Annotated in this window: 19 protein-coding genes; 9 read left to right on the top strand and 10 right to left on the bottom strand. The window is 49.6% G+C overall.

Features of this window, described 5'->3' with window-relative positions:
- Positions 1-30: 30 nt before the first annotated feature.
- From H8792_RS10920 to H8792_RS10905, 4 genes are all read left to right on the top strand, one after another.
- On the top strand, positions 31-678 hold the full coding sequence (locus tag H8792_RS10920) for a phosphoribosyltransferase (RefSeq protein ID WP_185978999.1): 648 nt from the start codon (positions 31-33) through the stop codon (positions 676-678).
- 3 nt (positions 679-681) lie between these two features.
- A complete protein-coding gene (locus H8792_RS10915; protein ID WP_185978998.1) occupies positions 682-1,341 on the top strand; it encodes a dienelactone hydrolase family protein in 660 nt (219 codons plus the stop codon).
- A gap of 129 nt (positions 1,342-1,470) precedes the next feature.
- Positions 1,471-2,172: an SDR family NAD(P)-dependent oxidoreductase gene (locus tag H8792_RS10910; RefSeq protein ID WP_185978997.1), complete on the top strand. Its 702-nt coding sequence runs from the start codon at positions 1,471-1,473 to the stop codon at positions 2,170-2,172.
- 420 nt (positions 2,173-2,592) lie between these two features.
- Positions 2,593-3,675, top strand: a complete 1,083-nt coding sequence (locus H8792_RS10905; protein ID WP_185978996.1) for a ChaN family lipoprotein — start codon at positions 2,593-2,595, stop codon at positions 3,673-3,675.
- Here the strand turns inward: H8792_RS10905 and sppA are convergent.
- Both sppA and H8792_RS10895 read right to left on the bottom strand, forming a co-directional pair.
- Positions 3,608-4,561, bottom strand: coding sequence for a signal peptide peptidase SppA (sppA, locus tag H8792_RS10900; RefSeq protein WP_185978995.1), 954 nt, complete (start codon positions 4,559-4,561; stop codon positions 3,608-3,610). The genes H8792_RS10905 and sppA overlap by 68 nt on opposite strands.
- Positions 4,554-5,546, bottom strand: a complete 993-nt coding sequence (locus H8792_RS10895) for a 2-hydroxyacid dehydrogenase (RefSeq protein WP_185978994.1) — start codon at positions 5,544-5,546, stop codon at positions 4,554-4,556. Before H8792_RS10895 ends, sppA begins: the two co-directional genes overlap by 8 nt.
- Before the next feature lie 397 nt (positions 5,547-5,943).
- Between H8792_RS10895 and H8792_RS10890 the strand changes: the two genes are divergently transcribed.
- The gene (locus H8792_RS10890; RefSeq protein WP_185978993.1) at positions 5,944-7,269 is read left to right on the top strand and encodes a hypothetical protein; all 1,326 of its coding nucleotides are present in this window, start codon (positions 5,944-5,946) and stop codon (positions 7,267-7,269) included.
- Between the two features lie 111 nt (positions 7,270-7,380).
- Here the strand turns inward: H8792_RS10890 and H8792_RS10885 are convergent, their stop codons facing one another.
- The gene (locus H8792_RS10885) at positions 7,381-8,487 is read right to left on the bottom strand and encodes a TRAP transporter substrate-binding protein (protein ID WP_185978992.1); all 1,107 of its coding nucleotides are present in this window, start codon (positions 8,485-8,487) and stop codon (positions 7,381-7,383) included.
- Positions 8,488-8,656: 169 nt separating this feature from the next.
- Positions 8,657-9,577 carry a DnaJ C-terminal domain-containing protein gene (locus H8792_RS10880; protein WP_185978991.1) on the bottom strand — a complete coding sequence of 307 codons (921 nt, stop codon included), beginning with the start codon at positions 9,575-9,577 and terminating at the stop codon, positions 8,657-8,659.
- Between the two features lie 193 nt (positions 9,578-9,770).
- Here H8792_RS10880 and H8792_RS10875 point away from each other — a divergent pair, with 193 nt between their 5' ends.
- Positions 9,771-10,634: a DMT family transporter gene (locus tag H8792_RS10875; RefSeq protein WP_185978990.1), complete on the top strand. Its 864-nt coding sequence runs from the start codon at positions 9,771-9,773 to the stop codon at positions 10,632-10,634.
- A gap of 120 nt (positions 10,635-10,754) precedes the next feature.
- Here H8792_RS10875 and H8792_RS10870 read toward each other — a convergent pair whose 3' ends face one another.
- From H8792_RS10870 to uvrD, 6 genes are all read right to left on the bottom strand, one after another.
- The gene (locus H8792_RS10870; protein WP_185978989.1) at positions 10,755-12,947 is read right to left on the bottom strand and encodes a TonB-dependent receptor; all 2,193 of its coding nucleotides are present in this window, start codon (positions 12,945-12,947) and stop codon (positions 10,755-10,757) included.
- A 510-nt stretch (positions 12,948-13,457) separates the two neighbouring features.
- A complete protein-coding gene (locus H8792_RS10865; protein ID WP_185978988.1) occupies positions 13,458-14,753 on the bottom strand; it encodes a TlpA disulfide reductase family protein in 1,296 nt (431 codons plus the stop codon).
- Positions 14,754-14,756: 3 nt separating this feature from the next.
- Positions 14,757-14,888, bottom strand: coding sequence for a hypothetical protein (locus H8792_RS12720; protein WP_267463335.1), 132 nt, complete (start codon positions 14,886-14,888; stop codon positions 14,757-14,759).
- 7 nt (positions 14,889-14,895) lie between these two features.
- Positions 14,896-15,687, bottom strand: coding sequence for an ABC transporter permease (locus H8792_RS10860; RefSeq protein ID WP_185978987.1), 792 nt, complete (start codon positions 15,685-15,687; stop codon positions 14,896-14,898).
- A complete protein-coding gene (locus H8792_RS10855; RefSeq protein ID WP_228767091.1) occupies positions 15,684-16,322 on the bottom strand; it encodes an ABC transporter ATP-binding protein in 639 nt (212 codons plus the stop codon). Before H8792_RS10855 ends, H8792_RS10860 begins: the two co-directional genes overlap by 4 nt.
- A 3-nt stretch (positions 16,323-16,325) precedes the next feature.
- Positions 16,326-18,554, bottom strand: coding sequence for a DNA helicase II (gene uvrD / locus H8792_RS10850; RefSeq protein WP_185978986.1), 2,229 nt, complete (start codon positions 18,552-18,554; stop codon positions 16,326-16,328).
- 429 nt (positions 18,555-18,983) lie between these two features.
- On the opposite strand from uvrD, the gene trxA reads away from it, so the two are divergent.
- The 3 genes from trxA to H8792_RS10835 all read left to right on the top strand — a co-directional run.
- Complete coding sequence (gene trxA, locus H8792_RS10845; RefSeq protein ID WP_185978985.1) at positions 18,984-19,298, top strand: thioredoxin TrxA; 315 nt, start codon at positions 18,984-18,986, stop codon at positions 19,296-19,298.
- A 129-nt stretch (positions 19,299-19,427) separates the two neighbouring features.
- Entirely contained in the window at positions 19,428-20,684 is a 1,257-nt protein-coding gene (gene rho, locus H8792_RS10840; protein WP_185978984.1) for a transcription termination factor Rho, read from the top strand.
- Between the two features lie 98 nt (positions 20,685-20,782).
- The coding region (locus H8792_RS10835; protein WP_185978983.1) for a type B 50S ribosomal protein L31 at positions 20,783-20,985 on the top strand (203 nt) is incomplete at its 3' end.

Below are 20,985 nucleotides of genomic sequence, written 5' to 3'. Positions count from 1 at the left end.
GCCACAGCCTTTTAACAGTGAGAAAGAATCATGCAGCTGCCTATCCCTGATCGAAACGTCGCCGGCCGTTGGTTGGCGAAACGTTTGCAACAAGAGACTGATCTGAAAGATCCGCTCGTATTGGCCTTGCCTCGTGGAGGCGTGCCGGTTGCTTATGAAATAGCCAAAGTCTACAAGGCTCCGCTGGATTTGCTTCTGGTCAGAAAACTCGGTACACCGATTTTTCCTGAACTCGCGATGGGAGCAATTTCCAGCGGCGGCATCAGATTTCTCAACGATTCGGTTATTAGCGCCTACAACATCGGCGAAAAAGCGATTGCCCAAGTAGAAACCAAAGAGCGCCAGGAATTGCAACGCCGTGAAACGGCATATCGCGGTGAGCGTCCGCACCCGGATTTAACTAATCGCGATATTATTCTGGTAGACGACGGTCTTGCTACAGGATCGACTATGATAGCGGCGATAGAAGCCGTCAAACAGCAAGGACCGCACTCCTTAACCGTGGCAGTACCGGTTTCCCCTCCAGATACGATTGCGGTAATAAAACAGCTGGTCGACCATGTCGTCTGTCCTTTCCAGCCCTATGAGTTTTCTTCAATCGGTCAATGGTATATCGACTTCGGACAGGTCAGTGACGAAGAGGTAGAATCCCTGCTGAAACAGGCCTGGCAGGAGTAAGGAATGAGTATTGAAGTCAAAGAATCCGATATTCAGATTCCCGTCGCCGATGCCATATTGAAAGGGAACCTTCGCATCCCGCCAAACGCAAGAGGGTTGGTTCTTTTTATCCATGGCAGTGGCAGTAGCCGTTTCAGCTCTCGGAACCGGCATGTTGCGGAACTTCTCAACCAAGCCGGCTTTGCAACCCTGCTGTTCGATCTGTTGACAGACGATGAGAATAAAATTGATCTTATCACCCGACAATATCGCTTCGATATAGAACTCCTAAGTCAGCGTTCTATTGCCGCTGTTGAATATATGAAAACCTCTCCTGATGTCAGCGAATTACCCTTAGGGCTGTTTGGAGCCAGTACCGGAGCTGCTGCTGCACTTTTTGCGGCACAAGCTCTGCCGGATCTGATTTCGGCCGTCGTGTCTCGCGGCGGCAGACCGGACCTGGCACAAGCCGCCCTGCCCTATGTGCAGGCACCGGTTCTACTGATTGTCGGCGGTCATGACTACGAAGTACTCGAACTCAATCGAATGGCGCAAAACCTTGCTGCGGGTGAATGCGAACTAACAGTCATACCCGGGGCTACACACCTGTTTGAAGAAGCCGATACCTTGGACCTCGCCGCCGATGCTGCAAAGGAATGGTTTATACACAAACTGATCGCATAATACCCCTTTACCGTTGAAACTTTGCTGTTTTTACCGCGAAAGCTGGCCTTGCGGTATTTTTCGGGGTTACACTCTGTTATCTCGTCATAGGATGAGCTTTAAGCGGATCAATTCATCAAAAGGGAACATATGAGACAGGTTGTCATTACCGGCGGAAATAAGGGAATCGGTTTAGCCCTGACGCAGAAGTTTATCGAAAACGGTGATTTCGTCACTATCGTGGCGCGCGATTTCAGCAATCGGGAAACCTTTGATTATCGGAATCATCCGAATGTTCGCTGTATTAGCTTCGATCTGAGCCAGGTAGACAAACTGCCGCAACTGGCCGAGCAAATTACCGATATCGACGTCCTGGTGAATAACGCCGGTCTATTGCAGACACTGACTTATGACGCCTATCCCGAGAGTAAGCGTGATTACGGTTTAAACCTGAACCTGATTGCGCCGGTTACTCTGACGACCTTGCTGGAAGCAAAACTCAAAGCGTCCTCCTACAAAGGCCGCGTGGTCAATAATGCCTCGATTGCCGGACAAATCGGCCATCCGGATATCTGGTACGGCATCGCCAAAGCCGGACTGATTAACGCCACCAAAGCCTTTTCCAAGGCTTTTCAAGATCGGATTATCGTTAATGCCGTGGCTCCGAGCCCGACAGAAACCGAGCTGCTGAACAATATTCCCGAACACCGCCAACAGGCATTTTTGCGCAACACCATCAGCGGGCGTTTTGCCACGGCACAGGAAGTAGCCGATACGATTTTCTGGCTGGCGACCGACAGCCCTGAATACATCAACGGGATGTGTCTGGATATCAATAACGGCGCGAGATAAAGTAAAAAGAGGCAGAAGAAAGTAAAAAGCCATCTGACTCTAAAAATGAGGTTCAGCTGAACAGTCGGGCCAAAAAATACCCGGCTTGAAGCTAAGACAAACTGGGTAACTATGACTGTCCAAACCACCACTTTTGGAGAAAGACGGCTGGTGTTTAAGCGAACTGAGGATAATGATCCTATTAGATAGGAATCAAGTTTTCAGCAATACATAAACTTAACTTGAATCTGGCTATATTTAAATAACCTAATCGACTTGAGAGTAGGATGCTCAACAAGTTAGCGCTATATCATAAATGAGGATTGTCTTAAGGTGCTAATTAAATATCTAAATGACTCTAATAGGTTTCATTGCAGAAACTTAATTCAGAGCGTTTCTGGCAGGTGGAATAAATCTCCTAGCCCGCCTGTTTTCAAGCCCTTGCTGATCCTCACACTGGCGTTACTGAGCACGGCGTGTCAGACGCTGCCCAGCCCAAAAGCTGCCGTTAAATCCAGCGATATTCAGGGGTTACAGACGCTATACGACTATCGACTGGCCGGCGGTAAAACCCTGCATCCCCTGAATCTCGATGATTTAGGCCGCCAACTGCGCGACTATGATGTGATCTTCTTCGGCGAATTTCACGGCAACCAGGCCTCCCACCTTCTGGAAGCCCAACTGCTGGCAAAACTCTATTCGCAAAACCCGGAAATTATCGTTTCGATGGAGATGTTTGAACGTCAGCAACAAGCCATCCTCAACCGTTACCTTGACGGCGAAATCGGTGAAACTTATCTGGTCAATGAGGCTCCGACCTGGCCGAACTATAAAGCCGACTATCGACCACTCGTCGAATTTGCCAAACAGAATCTGCTGAAAGTCGTGGCGGCAAATGCGCCCGGAGAAACCGTGCGTTGTGTCGGACGTTACGGCCTGGATTATCTCGATCACTTGAACGAAACGCAAAAACAACAGGTTGCCGAAGACGACCAATATCGTTTTCCGCAATACAAGCAGCGCTATTTTGAATTCATGGATAAGATGCGAAAGCTGCCTGAACAGAGAAAAGAGTTCAGCTACCAGGCCCAGCTGCTACGAGATCGAACCATGGCGGAATCGATCGACAAAGCCTTACGGGCCAGCGAGACCGGAACCCAGCTGATTCATTTTAACGGCAGCTTTCACAGTGAAGATCGTCTTGGCACCGTCGCGGCCTTACAGGCCCGTCGTCCAGACCTGAAAATAGCCGTAATCACTCCGCTACGCGGCGAAAACAATCCTTTTAACGACCTCGATAGCGACAAACGCCAAAGTAACGATGTCTTTTACTGGGTGCTGCCGCAACCGGCGGAGTTTGTCGACAACGCCTATAAAATGCAACAAAGGCGCGCGCAATTCCAAGCCGGCGAAGCCAAACCTTGCCTGGTCGAAGGCCTTGAGAAACGGCTGTCGACTACGGAAGGTACAGGTAATACAACCCCGACTGGAAGCGATTCCAATAACTCTGGAATGGCAGACTGACCAGAGGAGGCGCTTCATTTAACGCCATATTCGGCGAATAGACCGTTGCATTATCGTTTTTTCGGTAGCGATAAGTAATGACCTGACAGGACTTTTCACCCAAGCTTTGACAAGCGCTCTTGTAAGCATCGGATAAATAACCGACCGAATCGACCAGACCGATTTTTGCAGCGTCTTCACCGCTGAAAATTCTGGCCGTCTTAATGGTGTCCATCTGCTCACCCTTGAGGTGGCGATGTTCGACAACCAATGCATAAAAACGCTGTGCCAGCTGTGAAACCACACCGGAAAAGACTTCACGATCCTCTTTACTCGGTTGCTTGAACGGCGAACCAATGTCTTTATTGATACCGCTCTTATAAACGTTCATTTCCACCCCGACTTTGTTCATCAACTCGGAAATATCCGGAGTCATGGTGATGACACCAACCGAACCGGTTACCGTCGTCGGATGAGCCTGGATGTGATCGGCAGCCAGAGAGATGTAATAACCGCCGGAAGCGGCAACATCCATCATCTGCACAAAGATCTTTTTGCCGGTTCGTTTCTTAAACGCCATTAATTCACGGTACAAGATATCGCTTGAAGTGACACTCCCGCCGGGAGAATTGATCTTCAGCAGCACTGCTTTGATGCTTTTATCCTCTTCGGCCTTTTTCAGCTGCATCATTACTTTATCCATCAGACTCGGTGCCTGACTGAGCAGACCCGGCTTGGAAACATCACTAATAGTGCCTTCAATCGGCAACAGGAGAATTTTGCTGTCGGAGTCGCCCTCTTCGACCACCTGCTCCTTGAGTGGCTTATCGTAGGACGGGCCGATATTGATATTGGCGCAACCGCTGATCAATAAAACCAGCGCCGCTAAGACACTCAATCTAACCACAAAGCACCTCGTTCTTCAGCACCAGCCCTTCCTCATAAGCACGAATATTTTCAATCGTGGTTTCCGCGATATGCGTCAAAGCTTCCTCGGTAAAGTAGGCCTGATGTCCGGTAATCAAAACATTCGGCAAAGTCACCAGACGTTCGAATTGATCGTCTTCGATAATCTCGCAAGAATGGTCCTCGAAAAACAGTACACCCTCTTTTTCATAGACGTCCATACCCAAATAACCGATCTGGCGCGTTTTCAGGCCATCGATCAACGCCTGAGTATCCACCAAAGCGCCACGGCCGGTGTTGATCAGCATCACGCCTTTTTTCATTTTAGCGATCGTCTCGGCATTGATAATATGATTGGTCGACTGCGTTAATGGACAGTGCAAGCTGATAATATCCGATTCGGCAAATAACTCGTCCAATGGAACCTGCTCCAGTCCCAGATCCTTACAGCCGATACATTCATATGGATCGTAAACCAGAATCCTACAGCCAAAGGCTTTCAGCATCTTTCCGACCAGACGACCGATTTTGCCCGCTCCGATTATTCCAACCGTTTTGCCATGCATATCGAAACCGAGCATACCGTTAAGCGAAAAATTGCCTTCACGGATACGGTTATAGGCGCGGTACAGACGTCGATTCAGCGCCAGCATCAAGCCGATCGTATGCTCAGCTACCGCATAGGGCGAATAATCCGGTACGCGCACAACCTTCAGGCCCAACTCTTTTGCTTTCGGAACATCCACATGGTTAAAGCCGGCACAGCGTAAAGCAATTAATTTGGTTCCTCCCTGTGCCAGCTCTTCCAGAACAACCGCGTCGAGACGATCGTTAACAAAAGCGGTCACCACCTCACAACCCTCGGCGTAGGCCAGTGTTTTTCTCTCAAGCGGCACGTCGTAATAACTGTTTTCCCACTCTATTGGCATATGGCGACACAACATTTGCCGATCGTAAAGTTTGCAGCTGAATGAGGCGATTTGCATGACCGGTTCTCCCGCGAAGACAATAAGGTTTTCTCATACTATGCCATAAAGAACACTCACAGGAAAACGCCTAATTTGCTCAGCCCAATAAATAAACTTATCCGCTCAAATAAAACATAAATAATCTTAATAACTAAGCCCCTCTTACACGAACCTCTCGAAATTTCATGGTAATAAACTTAAATATCAATAAGTTATACATTTTTTGAACAAATCCATCCGAATAAACCCAGTACAAAAACTGTACTACGGTACAGTAGTTCTCCTCCTATGACTTCAGTAATATTGAAAACTCAAAACAAGAGGGCATTATTTCCTACTTAAAATAAACAGCCCCAAGAGGACTTAAAAGCAGGGAATCGAAAGACCCTCCTTAAAACAATACGGAGAAACAAAAATGGCATTATTAACATCCTACCCATCCGGTACTGATACAAGCAGCCTGCCAATTGTCGGCGGCCTTTTAGACGGTCTGCTTGGCGACAGCGGTTTAGTTGGTGGATTACTTGGCGGTGAAGGCGGCTTGCCGATCGTCGGTTCACTGCTAAGTACCAGCACAGGAGACCTGCTAAGCATCGGTACAGGCGACTTACCGCTCGTCGGTTCACTACTGCATACAGGAACTGGTGATTTGCCAGTCGTCGGCGGCCTGGTTGATACCTTGATCGGCCCGGAAGGTTTGCTTACCGGCGTCGTGGCGCTTTTGGTTGGAGAAACCGGTCCACTGAGCGGCTTGCTTGGCGGAAGCAGTGGCGGACTTCCAATTGTCGGAGGCCTGCTGGGTGGTGATGGCGGTTTGCTTGGTGGCCTTCTAGGCGGTGGAAACAGCGGACTTCCTGTTGTCGGAGACCTGGTTGACGCTCTAATCGGCCCGAATGGATTGCTTACCCAGGTCGTAGAGCTTCTAGTTGGTGAAAATGGTCTTCTGGGAGGACTGCTTGGTGGAACCGGTGGCGGGCTTCCGATTGTCGGAGATCTTTTGGGCGGCGAAGGCGGCCTACTTGGTGGTCTTCTAGGCGGCGGTGAAAGCGGTTTGCCGATCGTTGGTTCACTACTAAGCACCGACGGCGGATTACTTGGTGGCCTACTTGGACCTGACGGACTGGTCGGAGGACTTCTTGGCGGCTTGACCGGCGGTGAAGGTGGATTGCCGATCGTTGGTTCACTACTGAGCACCGACGGCGGATTACTTGGTGGCCTGCTGGGACCTGACGGACTGGTCGGAGGACTTCTTGGCGGCTTGACCGGTGGTGAAGGCGGATTGCCGATCGTTGGTTCACTACTGAGCACTGACGGCGGATTACTTGGTGGCCTGCTGGGACCTGACGGACTGGTCGGAGGACTTCTTGGCGGCTTGACCGGTGGTGAAGGCGGATTGCCAATCGTTGGTTCACTACTGAGCACCGACGGCGGATTGCTTGGTGGCCTGCTGGGACCTGACGGACTGGTTGGTGGACTATTGGGCAGCTTGCCTATCGTTGGAGACCTTCTAGGCGGTGGAGACAGCACTGGTAGTGGAATGCCTTTAGCATTGGATGAACTCCTTGGACCTGACGGTTTGGTTGGCGGTCTACTGGATGGACTTCTAGGTGACAACGGCTTGCTTGGAGGCCTTCTTGGTGGCGGTACTGCTGATAATGGAAACAGCACTGCTTCTTCTGACGGTGGAATATTGGCCATTCTGGTTTCCGACAACGGACTTCTAGGCGGCCTGCTAGGCTAAGCCTAAAAAACGTCTAAAAAATAAGCCCCGTTAAGGGGCTTATTTTTTGTTAGAACATTTATTAAAGCGAAATTTTATATCTCGCCTATCTCTTGTCTATATTCTTGTCGGTCACAGATCACGAGCTTTCAAATAAGCCAATTCGGATACTTCAGTCCATTTCGCAACCTGATCTCTAAAGGCTTTCTGCGACGCCCACACCTTAGCCGATAGAGCATCCGCATTCGACTGTTCCTCAACGACTTGCTGAGAAATCGTCTTCAACTCTTTCAAAACCTCATCCGGGAAGTAACGTAATTCAACGTGATGCTTGTTGATCAGAGTTTGCAGAGCTTGCTGGTTACGCGCAGTATACTCGGCCAGCATATCTGCATTAGCCACCTTAATCGCATTACGGACAATGCTTTGCAGATCGGCAGGCAATTCATTAAACGCCTTTTCGTTGATCATGCACTCCATAACGGTTCCCGGCTCGTGCCATCCTGGAGTGTAGTAGTATTTTGCGGCCTTGTAGAGACCGAAAGCCAAATCATTATAGGGTCCAACCCATTCGGTCGCATCGATCGCACCCGATTGTAGAGACGGGAAGATTTCTCCGCCCGGAAGCGTTACAGGAATACCGCCGGCACGTTTCAGCACTTCGCCGCCAAGCCCTGGCATGCGCATTTTCAAACCTTTCAGGTCGGCAACCGAATTGATCTCTTTATTAAACCAGCCTCCCATTTGAGTACCGGAGTTGCCGCCCGGATTCGGAATCAGGCCAAAAGGCTTATAGGCCTCTTCCCACAATTCCATACCGCCGCCGTAATACAACCAGGAGTTCATCTCCTGGGCAGTCAAACCGAAAGGTACCGACGAGAAAAATGCCGCCGAAGGAATCTTACCCGTCCAATAGTAGGCACCGGCGTGCCCCAGCTGCGCATTCCCTTGCGAAACCGCATCGAATACTTCAAAAGCTCCGACCAGTTCGCCGGCACCGTAAACTTTAACCTTGATCCGCCCACCGGACATTTCGGTAATTAAACGTGCGATGTTATTGGCGCCGGTTCCCAATCCGGGAAAATTCTTCGGCCAGGTTGTGACCATTTTCCACTCATAGGTCTTCTGCGGAGCGGCCGGGGCTGCTGCACCTGTTTGCGCCTCGTCTTTACCACATGCACTCAAAGCAGTTGCTGCCGTGGCACCGGCAATCGCACCAATAAAATCTCTACGTTTCATATACTTCTCTCTGTTTTCATTTCAAGACAACTGGCCCATTTTAAGCAAAAAGCGCTCGCTAACAAACTTTTTCACTCTTAAGACCCGGCAAAGCGAACTTTACCGAGCAATTAACGACAATCGATAACAAAAAGCGGCCATTTCAGCCGCTTTCAGTTTTGTTCTTTATTTAAAAGCCCTCTCGCGGAGAGAAATTAAAACTCTGCGCCATGGCTTCGTAAAACTCTCGATCGCTATCCGTCTCCGCAGGAGGGGTGTAGATCTGCACAATCACATATTGATTCCCCGGTTCCTTGCCCAATCCACGCTCTTTGATACGCAATTTAGCTCCAGACTGAGTGCCAGCAGCAAGTGCCATTTTAATTTTGCCTTTTAAAGTCGGAATCTCGACCTTTGCGCCAAGCGCCGCTTCCCACGGAGTAATCGGCAAATCGATATAAACGTCTTTACCCTCTACCCGGTAATGCGGATGTTTCTGCAGATTCACTTCGATAATCACATCGCCGGCCGGTCCGCCGTTAAAACCGTCAAAGCCTTTTTCCTTAACGCGAATTTTCTGATCTTGCAGAACACCGGCCGGAATACGCACTTTAATCGGTTTGGTATCGTAACTATGACTGGCGGAACGACTGTTGCCGCTCATAACGTTAATCACGCGTTCGGTTCCTTCAATCGCTTCTTCCAAGGTCAGCATCACCTTCACGATCTGATCTTCACCTTTTTGCGGGCGTGCCTGACGTTGCTGGAAACCACCCTGCTGTCCGAAGCCGCCAAAGCCCTGAGCACCGCCGCCCCCGAACATGGAACCGAATATATCGCCTAGATCGTCGGCATTAAAGCCACCCGTTCCGAAACCACCACCGAAGCCTCCAGCTCGCTGCTCGTAATCGGAGCCGAATTGGTCGTACATCGCGCGCTTCTCGGCATCACTTAAAGTCTCGTAAGCTTCGCTGATTTCCTTAAACTTTGCCTCATTCCCGGTTGGTTTGTCGGGATGATACTTAGCTGCCATTTTACGATAGGCTTTTTTAATTTCCGCATCGCTGGCTGCCCTTGAAACCCCTAATATTGCATAGTAATCTTTACTCATGAAATGTATGATCCGTTCGTTGATTCAGTAATTGCCGGTAACATAAGGGCGAATCCACCTTTTTTCAAGGGTTTTACCTGTAAATAATGATACCTATTTGTCTGGCTGAATAGTGCAAAAAACACCGGCATTCTTCTTTATAATTCGTCTTTGATTCAACACTCGATTCACCGCTTGCTCCAGGACTCCCTGAATGACATCCAACCCACAAAGAAAAGGCGAAATATACGCTTTAAGCCTGACCTTTCTTGAGGGCTGGTTTCCGATCTTCGCCTCTTTTAGCGTGGCTGTCTTAGGCGGATTACACAGTTATTTCTATAGTTTGATCGTTGCCAGCGCCAGTCTGGGGATCTGGTGGATCATTCGCGGAAATGTCAAACAAATCCTGGTTCACGAAGCCTGGTTCGACCTGGCGATGACCAGCCTGTTTATCACCAGTCTGTTTGCGTTGACCTTTGTCGGACTGGCCTATACCAGTGCCACCAATGTTGCCATACTGCTTTTTCTGCAAATCCTTTTCAGCTATCTCTTTCTTGGGCGCAAAGAGCAGGAAAAACTCAACCGGCTGCATCTGATTGGAGCAATCTTCATGACCTTTGGGGCTTTACTGGTGCTATTCCGCGGCGAGATGAAGCTGCAATTCGGCGATTTACTGGTGCTGCTGGCGGCAATGATCGCACCGATCGCCAACTTCTATCAGAAAAAAGCCCGTGCCCGTGTCTCCAGCGAAACCGTTTTACTGGTACGTTCCGTAGTGTCTCTGCCTTTTGTCTATTTATTGGCTGTATGGCTCGAACCGTCACCAAGCTGGCAGGAAATCCAGTCACAGTTTCTGTGGCTGTTTCTAACCGGCTTTACCACTCTGTCGATCGCCAAGATCTTATGGGTTGAAGCGATTCATCTATTGCCGATCACCAAGGTTAACGCGCTCTTTGCTTTTTCACCTCTAATGACAATGGGACTGGCTTATCTGGTTTTAAACGATGTGCCGACTCTATCGCAGATTCTCGGTATGATTCCGATACTTGTCGGCGGCTATCTCATTACCCGCCGCTGAACTCGCTTTTAAACATCCTTTTTCATGCATTGTAAACTGCCAAAAAGGCAATAAAAAACCCCGCTCTGCCGAAGCAGAAACGGGGCTGTCTGAAAATCCAGATGCATAAACAAGCTGAAATTAGAATTTCATGTTCACATTAAGCTTAAAGTTTCGTCCCTGCCCCAAAGTGTAACCTTTGTAAGTATCCAGGAAGTCGACATAAGCGGTATCGAACATATTCTCTACCGCCATATTCAAGGTCAGCTTGTAGTTTTGATCAGCGCGAATTTGGGTGGAATAGCGCAGATTCCACAGAGCATAAGCATCCGTCGAAGCGCGGCCGATAGACATGTCGTCAAACTGCGAGAACGGCTCGTAAGCACCGGCCGAATCCTTGTCGGCAACCAGTTTGGTTTCCAACGTCCATTTCTGTTGAGTGAGAACACCCCAATTACCGGCCAGATAGCTGTTTTTGATAAACAGGTTGTTGGCAGGAATCAGCGGCAGGTCTCGCGATTGCTTCTCGTCGCGTCCTTGAATCCATTCAAACGCCAGACCCGACTGCCAATGTTCGTTCCAGTTATGATCTAGACTGAATTCAAAACCGTGAATCACCGCATCGGTCTGCTGCGCCTGCATTTCAGGAATCATCCCTGCCTGCGGCACAGTGCTGGTTTGATTCTCGGTACAAGCTCCGCTATCCTGCCCGGATTCGCTACAACGGTAATTCCCGGTGTTGGCCAGATAGATATAGTTTTCAACCCAATTCTGGTAAACAGTCGCAACCATTCGCGTGTTCTCGCCGTCCCAGCGCAAAGAGACGTCGGTATTCAGCGCCGTCTCTGCTTCCAGATCAGGGTTACCGATCTGATAGGCTTGAACCCCGCCATGCTCACCGCCGGCATACAGTTCAAAAATGCTCGGAGCACGGAATCCGCGTGCAATATTCCCGGCCAGACTCCAACGCGAATCGAAACTATAGGTCGCCCCCAAAGAGCCGGACCAGACATCGAAGCGGCGATCGTTATTGCTCGCATCGTAAATGCCCGCATCAACGAAATGTTCGTTGTTTCCGTCCAAAGGCGCATTCACATGATGCCAGTCGTAACGGGCGCCGAACTGTACCAGCCACTTATCGTAATCCGCCTCTTCAAACAGATAAATCGCTTGTTTATCGACATCCGCGCTCGGCGTCAGGTGTCCGGAAAGCAGGCGTTGTTCCTTATCGGTAAACTCGACACCAATCTCCCCTTCGAAATCGCCGATTTTCGGATGTTCGGCAGCCAGTTTCCAATCGTTGCGCTTCACACGCAATTGCAAATATTCCGGCGTTCCTTTCTCCTGCAGCATGGTTTCGTAAGGCATGTCGTGTGACGCCTCACGCTCATTGACCGTATAGACCCAGGAAGGTTTTAACACCCAGTCACCGGCATAGATTTCCGCACTAAGCTGTGTCTCCTGATTGGAGAGAATCTGTCCGGTCGCAACCGGTTCGAAATCGCTGACCGCCGAAGCGGCGGCAATGCCCAGATAGTTCTGTTTTGCTTCCCAGACACTGTGCCGGAAAGTCACCTGACCCCAATCCTGTTGCCAGCCCAATCCGATATTTCCGGCACGGTTTTCAAAATTGGTGTTCGGCACTTTTCCGACAAACAATGGACGATCATCCGCCGGTGAGCTCGGCGTCGGGCTGGAAGCGGTGTCTACCGTCGGCACTTCAAAATTATCGCCTTCGCGGATGCTAATGCCACCGCTGATGGCAAATTCCGGAGAACCGGCTCCGACCTTGACTCCGACATGATTTTCACTGTTATTGCTGTTATGCGAAAAATCCACTTCACCGAACGGTTTTCGATCAAACGGCATAGGAGCAGAGAGTACGTTAACCACCCCACCCAGTGCTTCCGAACCGTATAACACACTCTGCGGACCGCGAATAACCTCAATTCGGTCAGCCAGAAACGGATCAACATTCGGCAGGTGACGCGTCCCGTACGACTGATAGTCGGTACTCGCACCATTCGATAGAACCTTGACGCGCTCACCGGTCATACCGCGAATAACCGGTTTACCCGACTGGGCTCCTGCACTTAAATTATTCACCCCCGGAATCTGGTCGAGAATTTCACCTAAGGAACCGCTATCCAAAGCTTGCTTCTCATCTCCGGCAATCGCATCGGTTTGCGACGGAACGTCAAAAGCATCGTGTTCATGAATCGGGGAGGCGGAAACCGTAATATCGCTCAAAACGGTCGTTTCTTCATTTGCCTGCACAAGAGCGGGCGTACCGCTGGCAAGTATGATCGCCAGCGTCAATCGATTTAATTTCATAATTTTCCTGAATCGCTCAAAAGTTAGTCGACACGGCAAAACACTCAAGCGCCTGCAAAGACATTTGGGCGTGGCCGATCATATAAATTATCTGGAAACGTTCAAGGATGGAGGTGCCCGCACCGAGTAGTTACGATAAGCAACTTCTTGGGGAGCTAAATGATAGAAGACAGGTTTGAAAGACGGAGTTTCCGCCGTCGGTAGTTCAAACTGAAAGAATGGCGTATCAATACGCGGTTCAGCCGCCTGATCAAAGGCGTCGCAATAAACCGAATGTTCATGAAAGGGATGAATTTCGGCATGAACGACCGACGCTGACTGCGCAAATAAAAACAGCGAAAAAACAAATAACCACCACGCTCTCGGTAAATAGAATTTACCAAGCGAGTATCTTTGACGGAGTCGGGACTGAGTGATAGAAAGCTGCATAGCTTGATTATAATCAAACTGCCGGTTAATTTTCGTAAACCGACAACAATATTCTCATCCGGAAACAGCTAGCCGGCAAAATTACCTCTTCTCATCCAGCAAAGCACCGATCTTCTGCAAGGTATCTTGTTGCATCCAGTCGGTGGCACCGAACAGCGCATAGCGAATCCGGCCGTTTTTATCGACCACATAGGAACTCGGATAAGCGAAAATTCTCCATTCTTTGACCGCGATGCCGTCTTGGTCCAGTAAAATCGGGAAATTCACCGGATGCTGCGCTCTGAACTGATCAATCGCTTCGGCTTCTTCACCAAGATTGACCGCCAGAATTTCAAAATCGGCGTCCCGATAGCGACGCTTCAAATCCGCCATTGACGGCATCTCATGTACGCACGGCGGACACCAGCTCGCCCAGAAGTTAACCAAAACGACTTTACCCTGCAAAGCTTTCAGATCATGCTGGTTGCCTTCAAGATCAAAAAGACTCAGTGCCAGAGACTGCCGTCCTTTATACGGCTGAAGGTCCAGGCTCTTTTTATCCGCCTGAACTTCGGTTTTCGCTTCCAGAGCCGCAGAATTCAACAAGGGACGCGCTTTGCTCAAATACGGCAACTGCAGATACATCGCTCTGGTGATCGTTTGCGCTAGATGCGAAGCCGCCCGTTGCTCGATCGGCATGGCATCCGGCCGAAAATAGAAACGGTCTCGCACCTTCGGCAGCATTTGCAAGAAGACATCACTGCCGCCGTTGGCGAAATGTTGCGCCAATTCTGTCAGGCGCCAGCGCCATGGAGACAGTTCTGACTGCAACACGGTTACGCTTAAATTGGCGGCATCGACTTGCGACCAGTAAACGGCGGCTTCGCCCGGCTGTGGCGTTTGCACATAGAGATTCGGATTCAGCAGAATAACGCCCGGGGTAGACGTTACTCCCTCTTGAGAGCGTAAAACCAAACCGTCTAATGCCAATTTGGCGGCACGATTCGGCGCAAGAATCCATACCGGAACACCGTCTTCAAGCGATTTATCGATCAAGGTTTTTATCCATGTTGCGGGAATCTGTTCGAGAGAGGACGGTGTCGGCGCAGCAAATAATGCCTCGTAAAAATCCGCCATCCAACTCTCGACACCCATCTCGCTCAGGTGCTCGGCCAGCACCCTCTCCTGCGACAAAATCCCGTATTCGGAAGGCAGCCATACCATTCGGGCGCGAGTTGCTGTTGAAGCGGGCAGAATTTGCAGGGGAATTTCGGCGTCGGTTACCTGAAGGCTTTCCGTTTTCCAGTCACCCGCCTGCACGGATTGAATCGATAACAGCAGCCAACCCAGTAAAACTATCCGCATAAAATTGGAAAGACGACTTTGAATTCGCATCATCGTTTACATCTCGTCTTTCGGTCTAACCGACGATTTAAACAGCCAAACGACAACAAAATGCAGAGCAAAACTGATCGCCAAAGTACCACCGGCTACCCAGCCGATATGATCCAAAGCCCAAGCAGACCAACCCATTAAACCTTTACCTCTTAGAAAGTTGCTGCAAGTCGAGACGCAAACGCTCGTCAAACAGTCTCTTTAACGTTAAATGCACAGCAATCAGCGTCCCCAAACTGGTGGAACTTGCGATCAGCAGCATCACCATAATCTGATATTTAACCGCTTCCATCGGGTCGGCGCCAGCCAGAATCTGTCCGGTCATCATTCCCGGAAGAGAAATAATTCCGGCGGCAACCAGCATATTCAGTATCGGAATCATCGCCGCGTGCAGACTCTGCTGCTTAATGAATTCCATCGATTGTCTGGCATTAAAGCCCAAGGCCAACTGTGCTTCAATCTTGGCTTTCAACTGCACCGAATTACGCGTCATATTGTCCAATCCCAAGCCGATCGCCGTCATACTGTTGCCGAGCAACATGCCCAGCAAAGGGATAGCATATTGCGGCTGATACCACGGATCAGGCTGGATAACCAGAGTCAAAACCCCGACCAGCAGCAAAAGGGCGGTAAATGACAGAGATAAAATACCGATCATCAAACCACTCCAGCGAGTAAAGCGATACTGCTGGCGTTTGGTGATTTCATAGCCGGCGGCGGAGAGCATCACCACTGCGACCAGCGCCATCCATATCCAGTGATCGGCGTAAAACACCCAGCTCAACCACACACCCATCAGCAACAGTTGCAGCACCATTCTCAGATTGGCCCACCAGAACTGCTTGACGCGATCAAAGCCGTTTAGCCACAGCAGAACGCCTAAAATCATCACCAGAACCGATAGCGTGGCCAGATCCCAATAACTGATTAAAATCATTTGCTTTCTCCTGCCGCTGTCGACGGCGGATTAAATTCCAAATGGCATCCGAGACTCATCATGCGTTCGATCTGTTGCGGAGAGTGGGAAATCCACAAAATAGCGCACTGCTGCGGCAAATCCTGCAGATAATCCTGCAATAAGCCTTCAACTTTCAGGGTACTCTGATGATCCAGATTGGCGGTCACCTCATCCAGCAGCAATACCTGCGGCTGATATTGCAAACCGCGCAATAATGCCAGACGTTGTTTCTCGCCACTGGACAGATCGTCCGGATTCGACTGTAGAATCGATGGCTGCAATCCGAGTCGACGAATCACTTCCTCAGCGGGTAATTGCTCAAAATGCGCCGCTACTTTATCGCTCCACCAGGCGGTTTCCGCCGAAAAATACATGACCTTCCGCCGCCATTTATCTGCCGAAATACTATTCATCGATCGGCCTTGCAAACTGGCTGAGCCTTGATGAACGATCAAATCCGCCAGAGCTTTCAGAAACCGTGATTTACCGGTACCGGAAATGCCTGAGAGCATCCACACCTGCTGACTGCGGACCATCAGACTGACCGGGGAAGACATACCCTCGGCAAACAACTCGTCGACTCGCAGTAATTCCGGATTCATCCGCTGCGGCATGGCTTACCCCCGTTTTTCCAGATTGGCGTAAGCCGCTACCAGCCACTTGCTTCCTGCATGAGTGAAGTTGACTTGAATACGCGCATGATCCCCGCTGCCTTCGGTACTCAACACCAGACCTTCGCCGAATTTCTGATGAAACACCCGCTCGCCGATATTGAAACCGCTGAAGTTCTGCTCGGCAAATACCTGTCGTAAACTCGATTCCATCGGGCCGCCCAAGGTCGGTTGAACCGAACCGGACATACGCACATATTGCAGACAATCTTCCGGCAACTCCTTAATAAAGCGCGAGGGCATCGGATAAAACTCCGAACCGTGCAAACGGCGGCGGTTGGCAAAAGTAATCACCAGCTGTTTTTCGGCACGGGTAATACCGACATACGCCAGACGACGCTCTTCTTCCAAACGCGATGGATCTTCCAAAGACTGTTGCGACGGGAAAAGTCCCTCTTCAACTCCAACCATAAACACCAACGGGAACTCGAGACCTTTCGCCGAATGCAATGTCATCAACTGCACACAGGACTCCCAGGCGTCCGCTTGCTGTTCGCCGGCTTCCAGTGCGGCCTGCGCCAGAAAATCCGCCAAAGGCGTGGTTGTGCTTTCGTCTGTCACCGCCACCTGCGATGTTTCCGCATCTTCGCTGGGAATTCCCGGCAAACTTTCACTACGAGTAAATTGACTGGCCGCGTTGATCAATTCATCCAGGTTTTCAAGACGCCCCTGTCCCTGTTCACTGCGGTCTTTCTCGAAATGCGCCTGCAACCCCGAAGCCGAAATGACTTTAATGAATTGATCCTGCAAACCTAAATCGCCGGTTTCCCGGGCCAAAAAATCAATCAGATTCAGAAATTGCCCCACCGATGTCTTGGCTCTTGCTGTCAAACCGTTCTGCACCAGTTTTTGCGCCGCCTGCCACATGGAAATTTGCTCATAACGCGCCAGGTCACGGATCGCATCGGCGGTTTTCTGACCGATCCCGCGCGGTGGCTGGTTATAAACCCGTTCAAAAGCGGCATCATCCTCGCGATTCAAAATCAGTCGCAGATAACCGAGTACATCCTTGATCTCTGCCCGATCGTAAAAGCGCAAGCCGCCGTAAACCCGGTACGGAATCTGCGCCTGCATCAAAGCCTGCTCCATCATCCGCGACTGGGCATTGGATCGATACAGCACAGAAATCTCGTCGCGACTGCCGCCCTGTTCACACCAAACCTCAATTTGCTGAGCCACATAACGCGCTTCGTCGAGATCGTTAAAAGCCTCATAGACCTTAATCGGCTGACCGTCTTCACCTGAACTCCACAACTGCTTGCCCAGACGCGAGCTGTTATTGGCGATCAGGCAGTTGGCGGCTTTCAGAATCGTACCGGTCGAGCGGTAGTTCTGCTCCAGGCGCACGGTTTTTACGCCACTGAAATCGTTAGTGAACTGGTGGATATTTTCCACCTTGGCTCCGCGCCAGCCGTAGATTGACTGATCGTCATCCCCGACGACAAACAGCTTTCCAGCCGCCCCGGCCAAAACTCTTAGCCAAGCGTACTGCAAACTGTTGGTATCTTGAAACTCATCCACCAGAATATGTTTGAAACGGCTCTGATAGTGCGCCAGTACCATCGGTTGTTTGAGCCACAATTCATGCGCTCGCAATAACAGTTCGGAGAAATCCACCAAACCGGACCTCTGGCACTGTTCTTCATATGCCTGATAGATTTCCACCATCTTGGCAACGAACGGATTATGACCGACATCAATATGATGCGGACGGCGACCTTCTTCTTTTTCACCATTAATAAAAGCCTGCACCTGCTTGTGCGGCCATTGTGCTTCGTCAAGTTCCATACTTTTCAACAGACGTTTGATCAAACGTTTCTGATCGTCCGAATCCAAAACCTGAAAGTCCTGCGGCAACTTGGCTTCTCGATAGTGCTGGCGCAACAGACGGTAGGCGATACCGTGGAAAGTTCCCAGGGTAATACCATTGGCGCTCTGACCGATCATCGCTTCGACACGGCCGCGCATTTCATTGGCGGCTTTGTTGGTAAAAGTCACCGCAAGAATATTGTAGGAAGAGAGACCCATGACCTGCGTCAGCCAGGCGATTCGGTGCACCAGTACCCGGGTTTTTCCGCTCCCGGCTCCGGCCAGAATCAATGCATGGGTGTCATCCAAGGTCACCGCCTCGCGCTGCGCATCATTTAAATCGTTTAATATAAAGGAGATATCCATCTAAAAATCTGTCCTGCTGACGCGACTATGCTCGACTCGCATCATCTTAAAATTTGTCATATTTGATTCATACTTTTTGAATGCATATTATCCTACGATAATTCAGTGCTTATTTGTCGCCTTTCAAGGGGATTGCAATATTAAGTTGCCGAATTCAAGTGTGATTTAAGATCATGAACAAGAAGCAAAATTTAATATTGCCAGGGCTTGCTATTTAAAATGCAATAATGTAATAATTAACAACATTCTTTTGGTTATAGACCCAAAAACGGATTGAAAACTGTCAAAAGCAGCTAAAATTCGGCACCAAATTCAAAAATAGTTCCATACGAGATCTCCCCATCCTAATTAAATCCTTTTAGCTGACATCAGCAAACCAATTTAGGTTCGGGTGTATTCGTGTACAAAACAATAAGAGTAGGAGAAATCATGATTTCAACCAGCGATGCAAACTTTGAAACTGAAGTTTTACAGTCTGATATTCCGGTTCTAGTAGACTTCTGGGCGGAATGGTGCGGACCATGTAAAATGATCGCCCCGATCCTTGACGAGATCGCAGGCGAATACGACGGTCGTGTCAAAGTTGCCAAACTAAACATCGATGAAAACCCGTCTACTCCGCCTAAATACGGTGTCCGCGGCATCCCGACTCTGATGTTGTTCAAAAACGGTGAAGTCGATGCAACTCAAGTAGGCGCTCTTTCTAAGTCTCAACTAAACGCTTTCTTAGACGGTAACCTATAAATCCCTCTTTCCCGGGCTCACCAAACTAACGCCCGGGAATCATCACCTTGTCTTTTCCAAATTAAAAATTAGTCGCTTCTTTTCAAAGCCAAGCCCTCTACAATCCAATTTAATACGTACAAAACGATTATGCATTTACTTGATTTAAAAAAACAATCCGCCGCCAAACTGTTAGATTTAGCCGCCGGAATGGGTTTAGAAAACCTCGCTCGCTTACGCAAACAAGACATCATCTTTGCCATTTTGAAGGAACACTCCAAGCAAGGTGAAGATATCTACGGCGAAGGCGTGTTGGAGATTCTGCCTGATGGGTTTGGCTTTCTAAGATCCGGCGACGGTTCCTATTTGGCAGGTCCCGACGACCTTTATGTTTCACCAAGCCAGATCCGCCGCTTCGGACTGCGCAAAGGGGATACCATCCAAGGTAAAATCCGCCCTCCGAAAGAAGGCGAACGTTACTTCGCGCTGTTGAAAGTCGAAAAAATCAACTTTGAAGACCCGGACATTGCGCGTAAAAAGATCGCCTTCGAAAACCTGACTCCCCTGCACGCCAACGAGCGTTTGCGCATGGAGATCGGTAACGGATCTACCGAAGATATTACTCCACGTATCATCGATATCGCTGCACCTTTCGGTAAAGGGCAGCGTGGATTGATCGTCGCGCCGCCGAAATCCGGTAAAACCGTGATTCTGCAGCAGATGGCGCAGTCCATTGCCGAAAACTACCCTGACAGCTATCTGATCGTGCTATTGATCGACGAGCGTCCGGAAGAAGTAACCGAAATGGAACGCACCGTTAAAGGAGAAGTTATTTCCTCGACCTTCGACGAACCGGCTGCGCGCCATGTTCAGGTAGCGGAGATGGTCATCGAAAAAGCCAAGCGCCTGACCGAACACAAAACCGATGTCGTCATCTTGCTGGATTCGATTACCCGTTTGGCACGTGCTTACAATACGGTTACCCCGGCTTCCGGCAAAATTCTTTCCGGTGGTGTCGACGCCAACGCCCTGCACCGTCCGAAGCGTTTCTTCGGTGCCGCGCGTAATATCGAAGAAGGTGGTTCTTTGACGATTATCGCCACTGCATTGGTCGAAACCGGATCGAAAATGGACGAGGTCATTTTCGAAGAGTTCAAGGGGACCGGTAACATGGAACTGCATCTTTCTCGCAGTATTGCCGAGAAACGCACCTTCCCTGCGATCAACCTGACCAAGTCCGGTACGCGTAAAGAAGAGCTGCTGATGGATCAAGATGAACTGCAGAATATCTGGGTATTGCGTCGCTTCCTGCAATCGATGAACGAAATCGAAGCGATCGAAACCTTGATCGATCAGATGAAAGTCAGCAAAACCAATGCCGACCTGTTCGATGCGATGAAACGCTAATTATTTGTCAATGTGTTTTAGAAAAAGACTTGCATTTCAGTAATTAATCAATATAATGCATTTTCTTTTGAAAATTAAACAATTAATGGACCGTCATCATGAAAGCAGACATTCATCCAGAATATAAGGAAGTCGTTTTCCAAGATATCTCTACTGGTGAGACTTTCCTAACTCGTTCGACAATTGAAAAAACTTCTGGCGAAACCATTACTCTAGACGGTAACGAATATCCGCTAGTTCGTATTGAAGTTTCTAGCGCCTCTCACCCTTTCTACACTGGTAAGCAAACTCTTGTAGATAC

The sequence above is a fragment of the Thiomicrorhabdus heinhorstiae genome, assembly GCF_013391765.2.
GTDB lineage: Bacteria > Pseudomonadota > Gammaproteobacteria > Thiomicrospirales > Thiomicrospiraceae > Thiomicrorhabdus > Thiomicrorhabdus heinhorstiae.
The sequence above is the reverse complement of the archived record's forward strand: the minus strand, read 5'-3'. Positions and strand labels throughout refer to the sequence as shown.

Bases quoted from the DNA above. Each gene is read 5' to 3' on its own strand.
- H8792_RS10920 (WP_185978999.1), top strand. From the start codon at position 31: ATGCAGCTGCCTATCCCTGATCGAAACGTCGCCGGCCGTTGGTTGGCG.
- H8792_RS10915 (WP_185978998.1), top strand. From the start codon at position 682: ATGAGTATTGAAGTCAAAGAATCCGATATTCAGATTCCCGTCGCCGAT.
- H8792_RS10910 (WP_185978997.1), top strand. From the start codon at position 1,471: ATGAGACAGGTTGTCATTACCGGCGGAAATAAGGGAATCGGTTTAGCC.
- H8792_RS10895 (WP_185978994.1), bottom strand. From the start codon at position 5,546: ATGCAAATCGCCTCATTCAGCTGCAAACTTTACGATCGGCAAATGTTG.
- H8792_RS10890 (WP_185978993.1), top strand. From the start codon at position 5,944: ATGGCATTATTAACATCCTACCCATCCGGTACTGATACAAGCAGCCTG.
- H8792_RS10885 (WP_185978992.1), bottom strand. From the start codon at position 8,487: ATGAAACGTAGAGATTTTATTGGTGCGATTGCCGGTGCCACGGCAGCA.
- H8792_RS10880 (WP_185978991.1), bottom strand. From the start codon at position 9,577: ATGAGTAAAGATTACTATGCAATATTAGGGGTTTCAAGGGCAGCCAGC.
- H8792_RS10875 (WP_185978990.1), top strand. From the start codon at position 9,771: ATGACATCCAACCCACAAAGAAAAGGCGAAATATACGCTTTAAGCCTG.
- H8792_RS10870 (WP_185978989.1), bottom strand. From the start codon at position 12,947: ATGAAATTAAATCGATTGACGCTGGCGATCATACTTGCCAGCGGTACG.
- H8792_RS10865 (WP_185978988.1), bottom strand. From the start codon at position 14,753: ATGATGCGAATTCAAAGTCGTCTTTCCAATTTTATGCGGATAGTTTTA.
- H8792_RS12720 (WP_267463335.1), bottom strand. From the start codon at position 14,888: ATGGGTTGGTCTGCTTGGGCTTTGGATCATATCGGCTGGGTAGCCGGT.
- H8792_RS10860 (WP_185978987.1), bottom strand. From the start codon at position 15,687: ATGATTTTAATCAGTTATTGGGATCTGGCCACGCTATCGGTTCTGGTG.
- H8792_RS10855 (WP_228767091.1), bottom strand. From the start codon at position 16,322: ATGCCGCAGCGGATGAATCCGGAATTACTGCGAGTCGACGAGTTGTTT.
- uvrD (WP_185978986.1), bottom strand. From the start codon at position 18,554: ATGGATATCTCCTTTATATTAAACGATTTAAATGATGCGCAGCGCGAG.
- trxA (WP_185978985.1), top strand. From the start codon at position 18,984: ATGATTTCAACCAGCGATGCAAACTTTGAAACTGAAGTTTTACAGTCT.
- rho (WP_185978984.1), top strand. From the start codon at position 19,428: ATGCATTTACTTGATTTAAAAAAACAATCCGCCGCCAAACTGTTAGAT.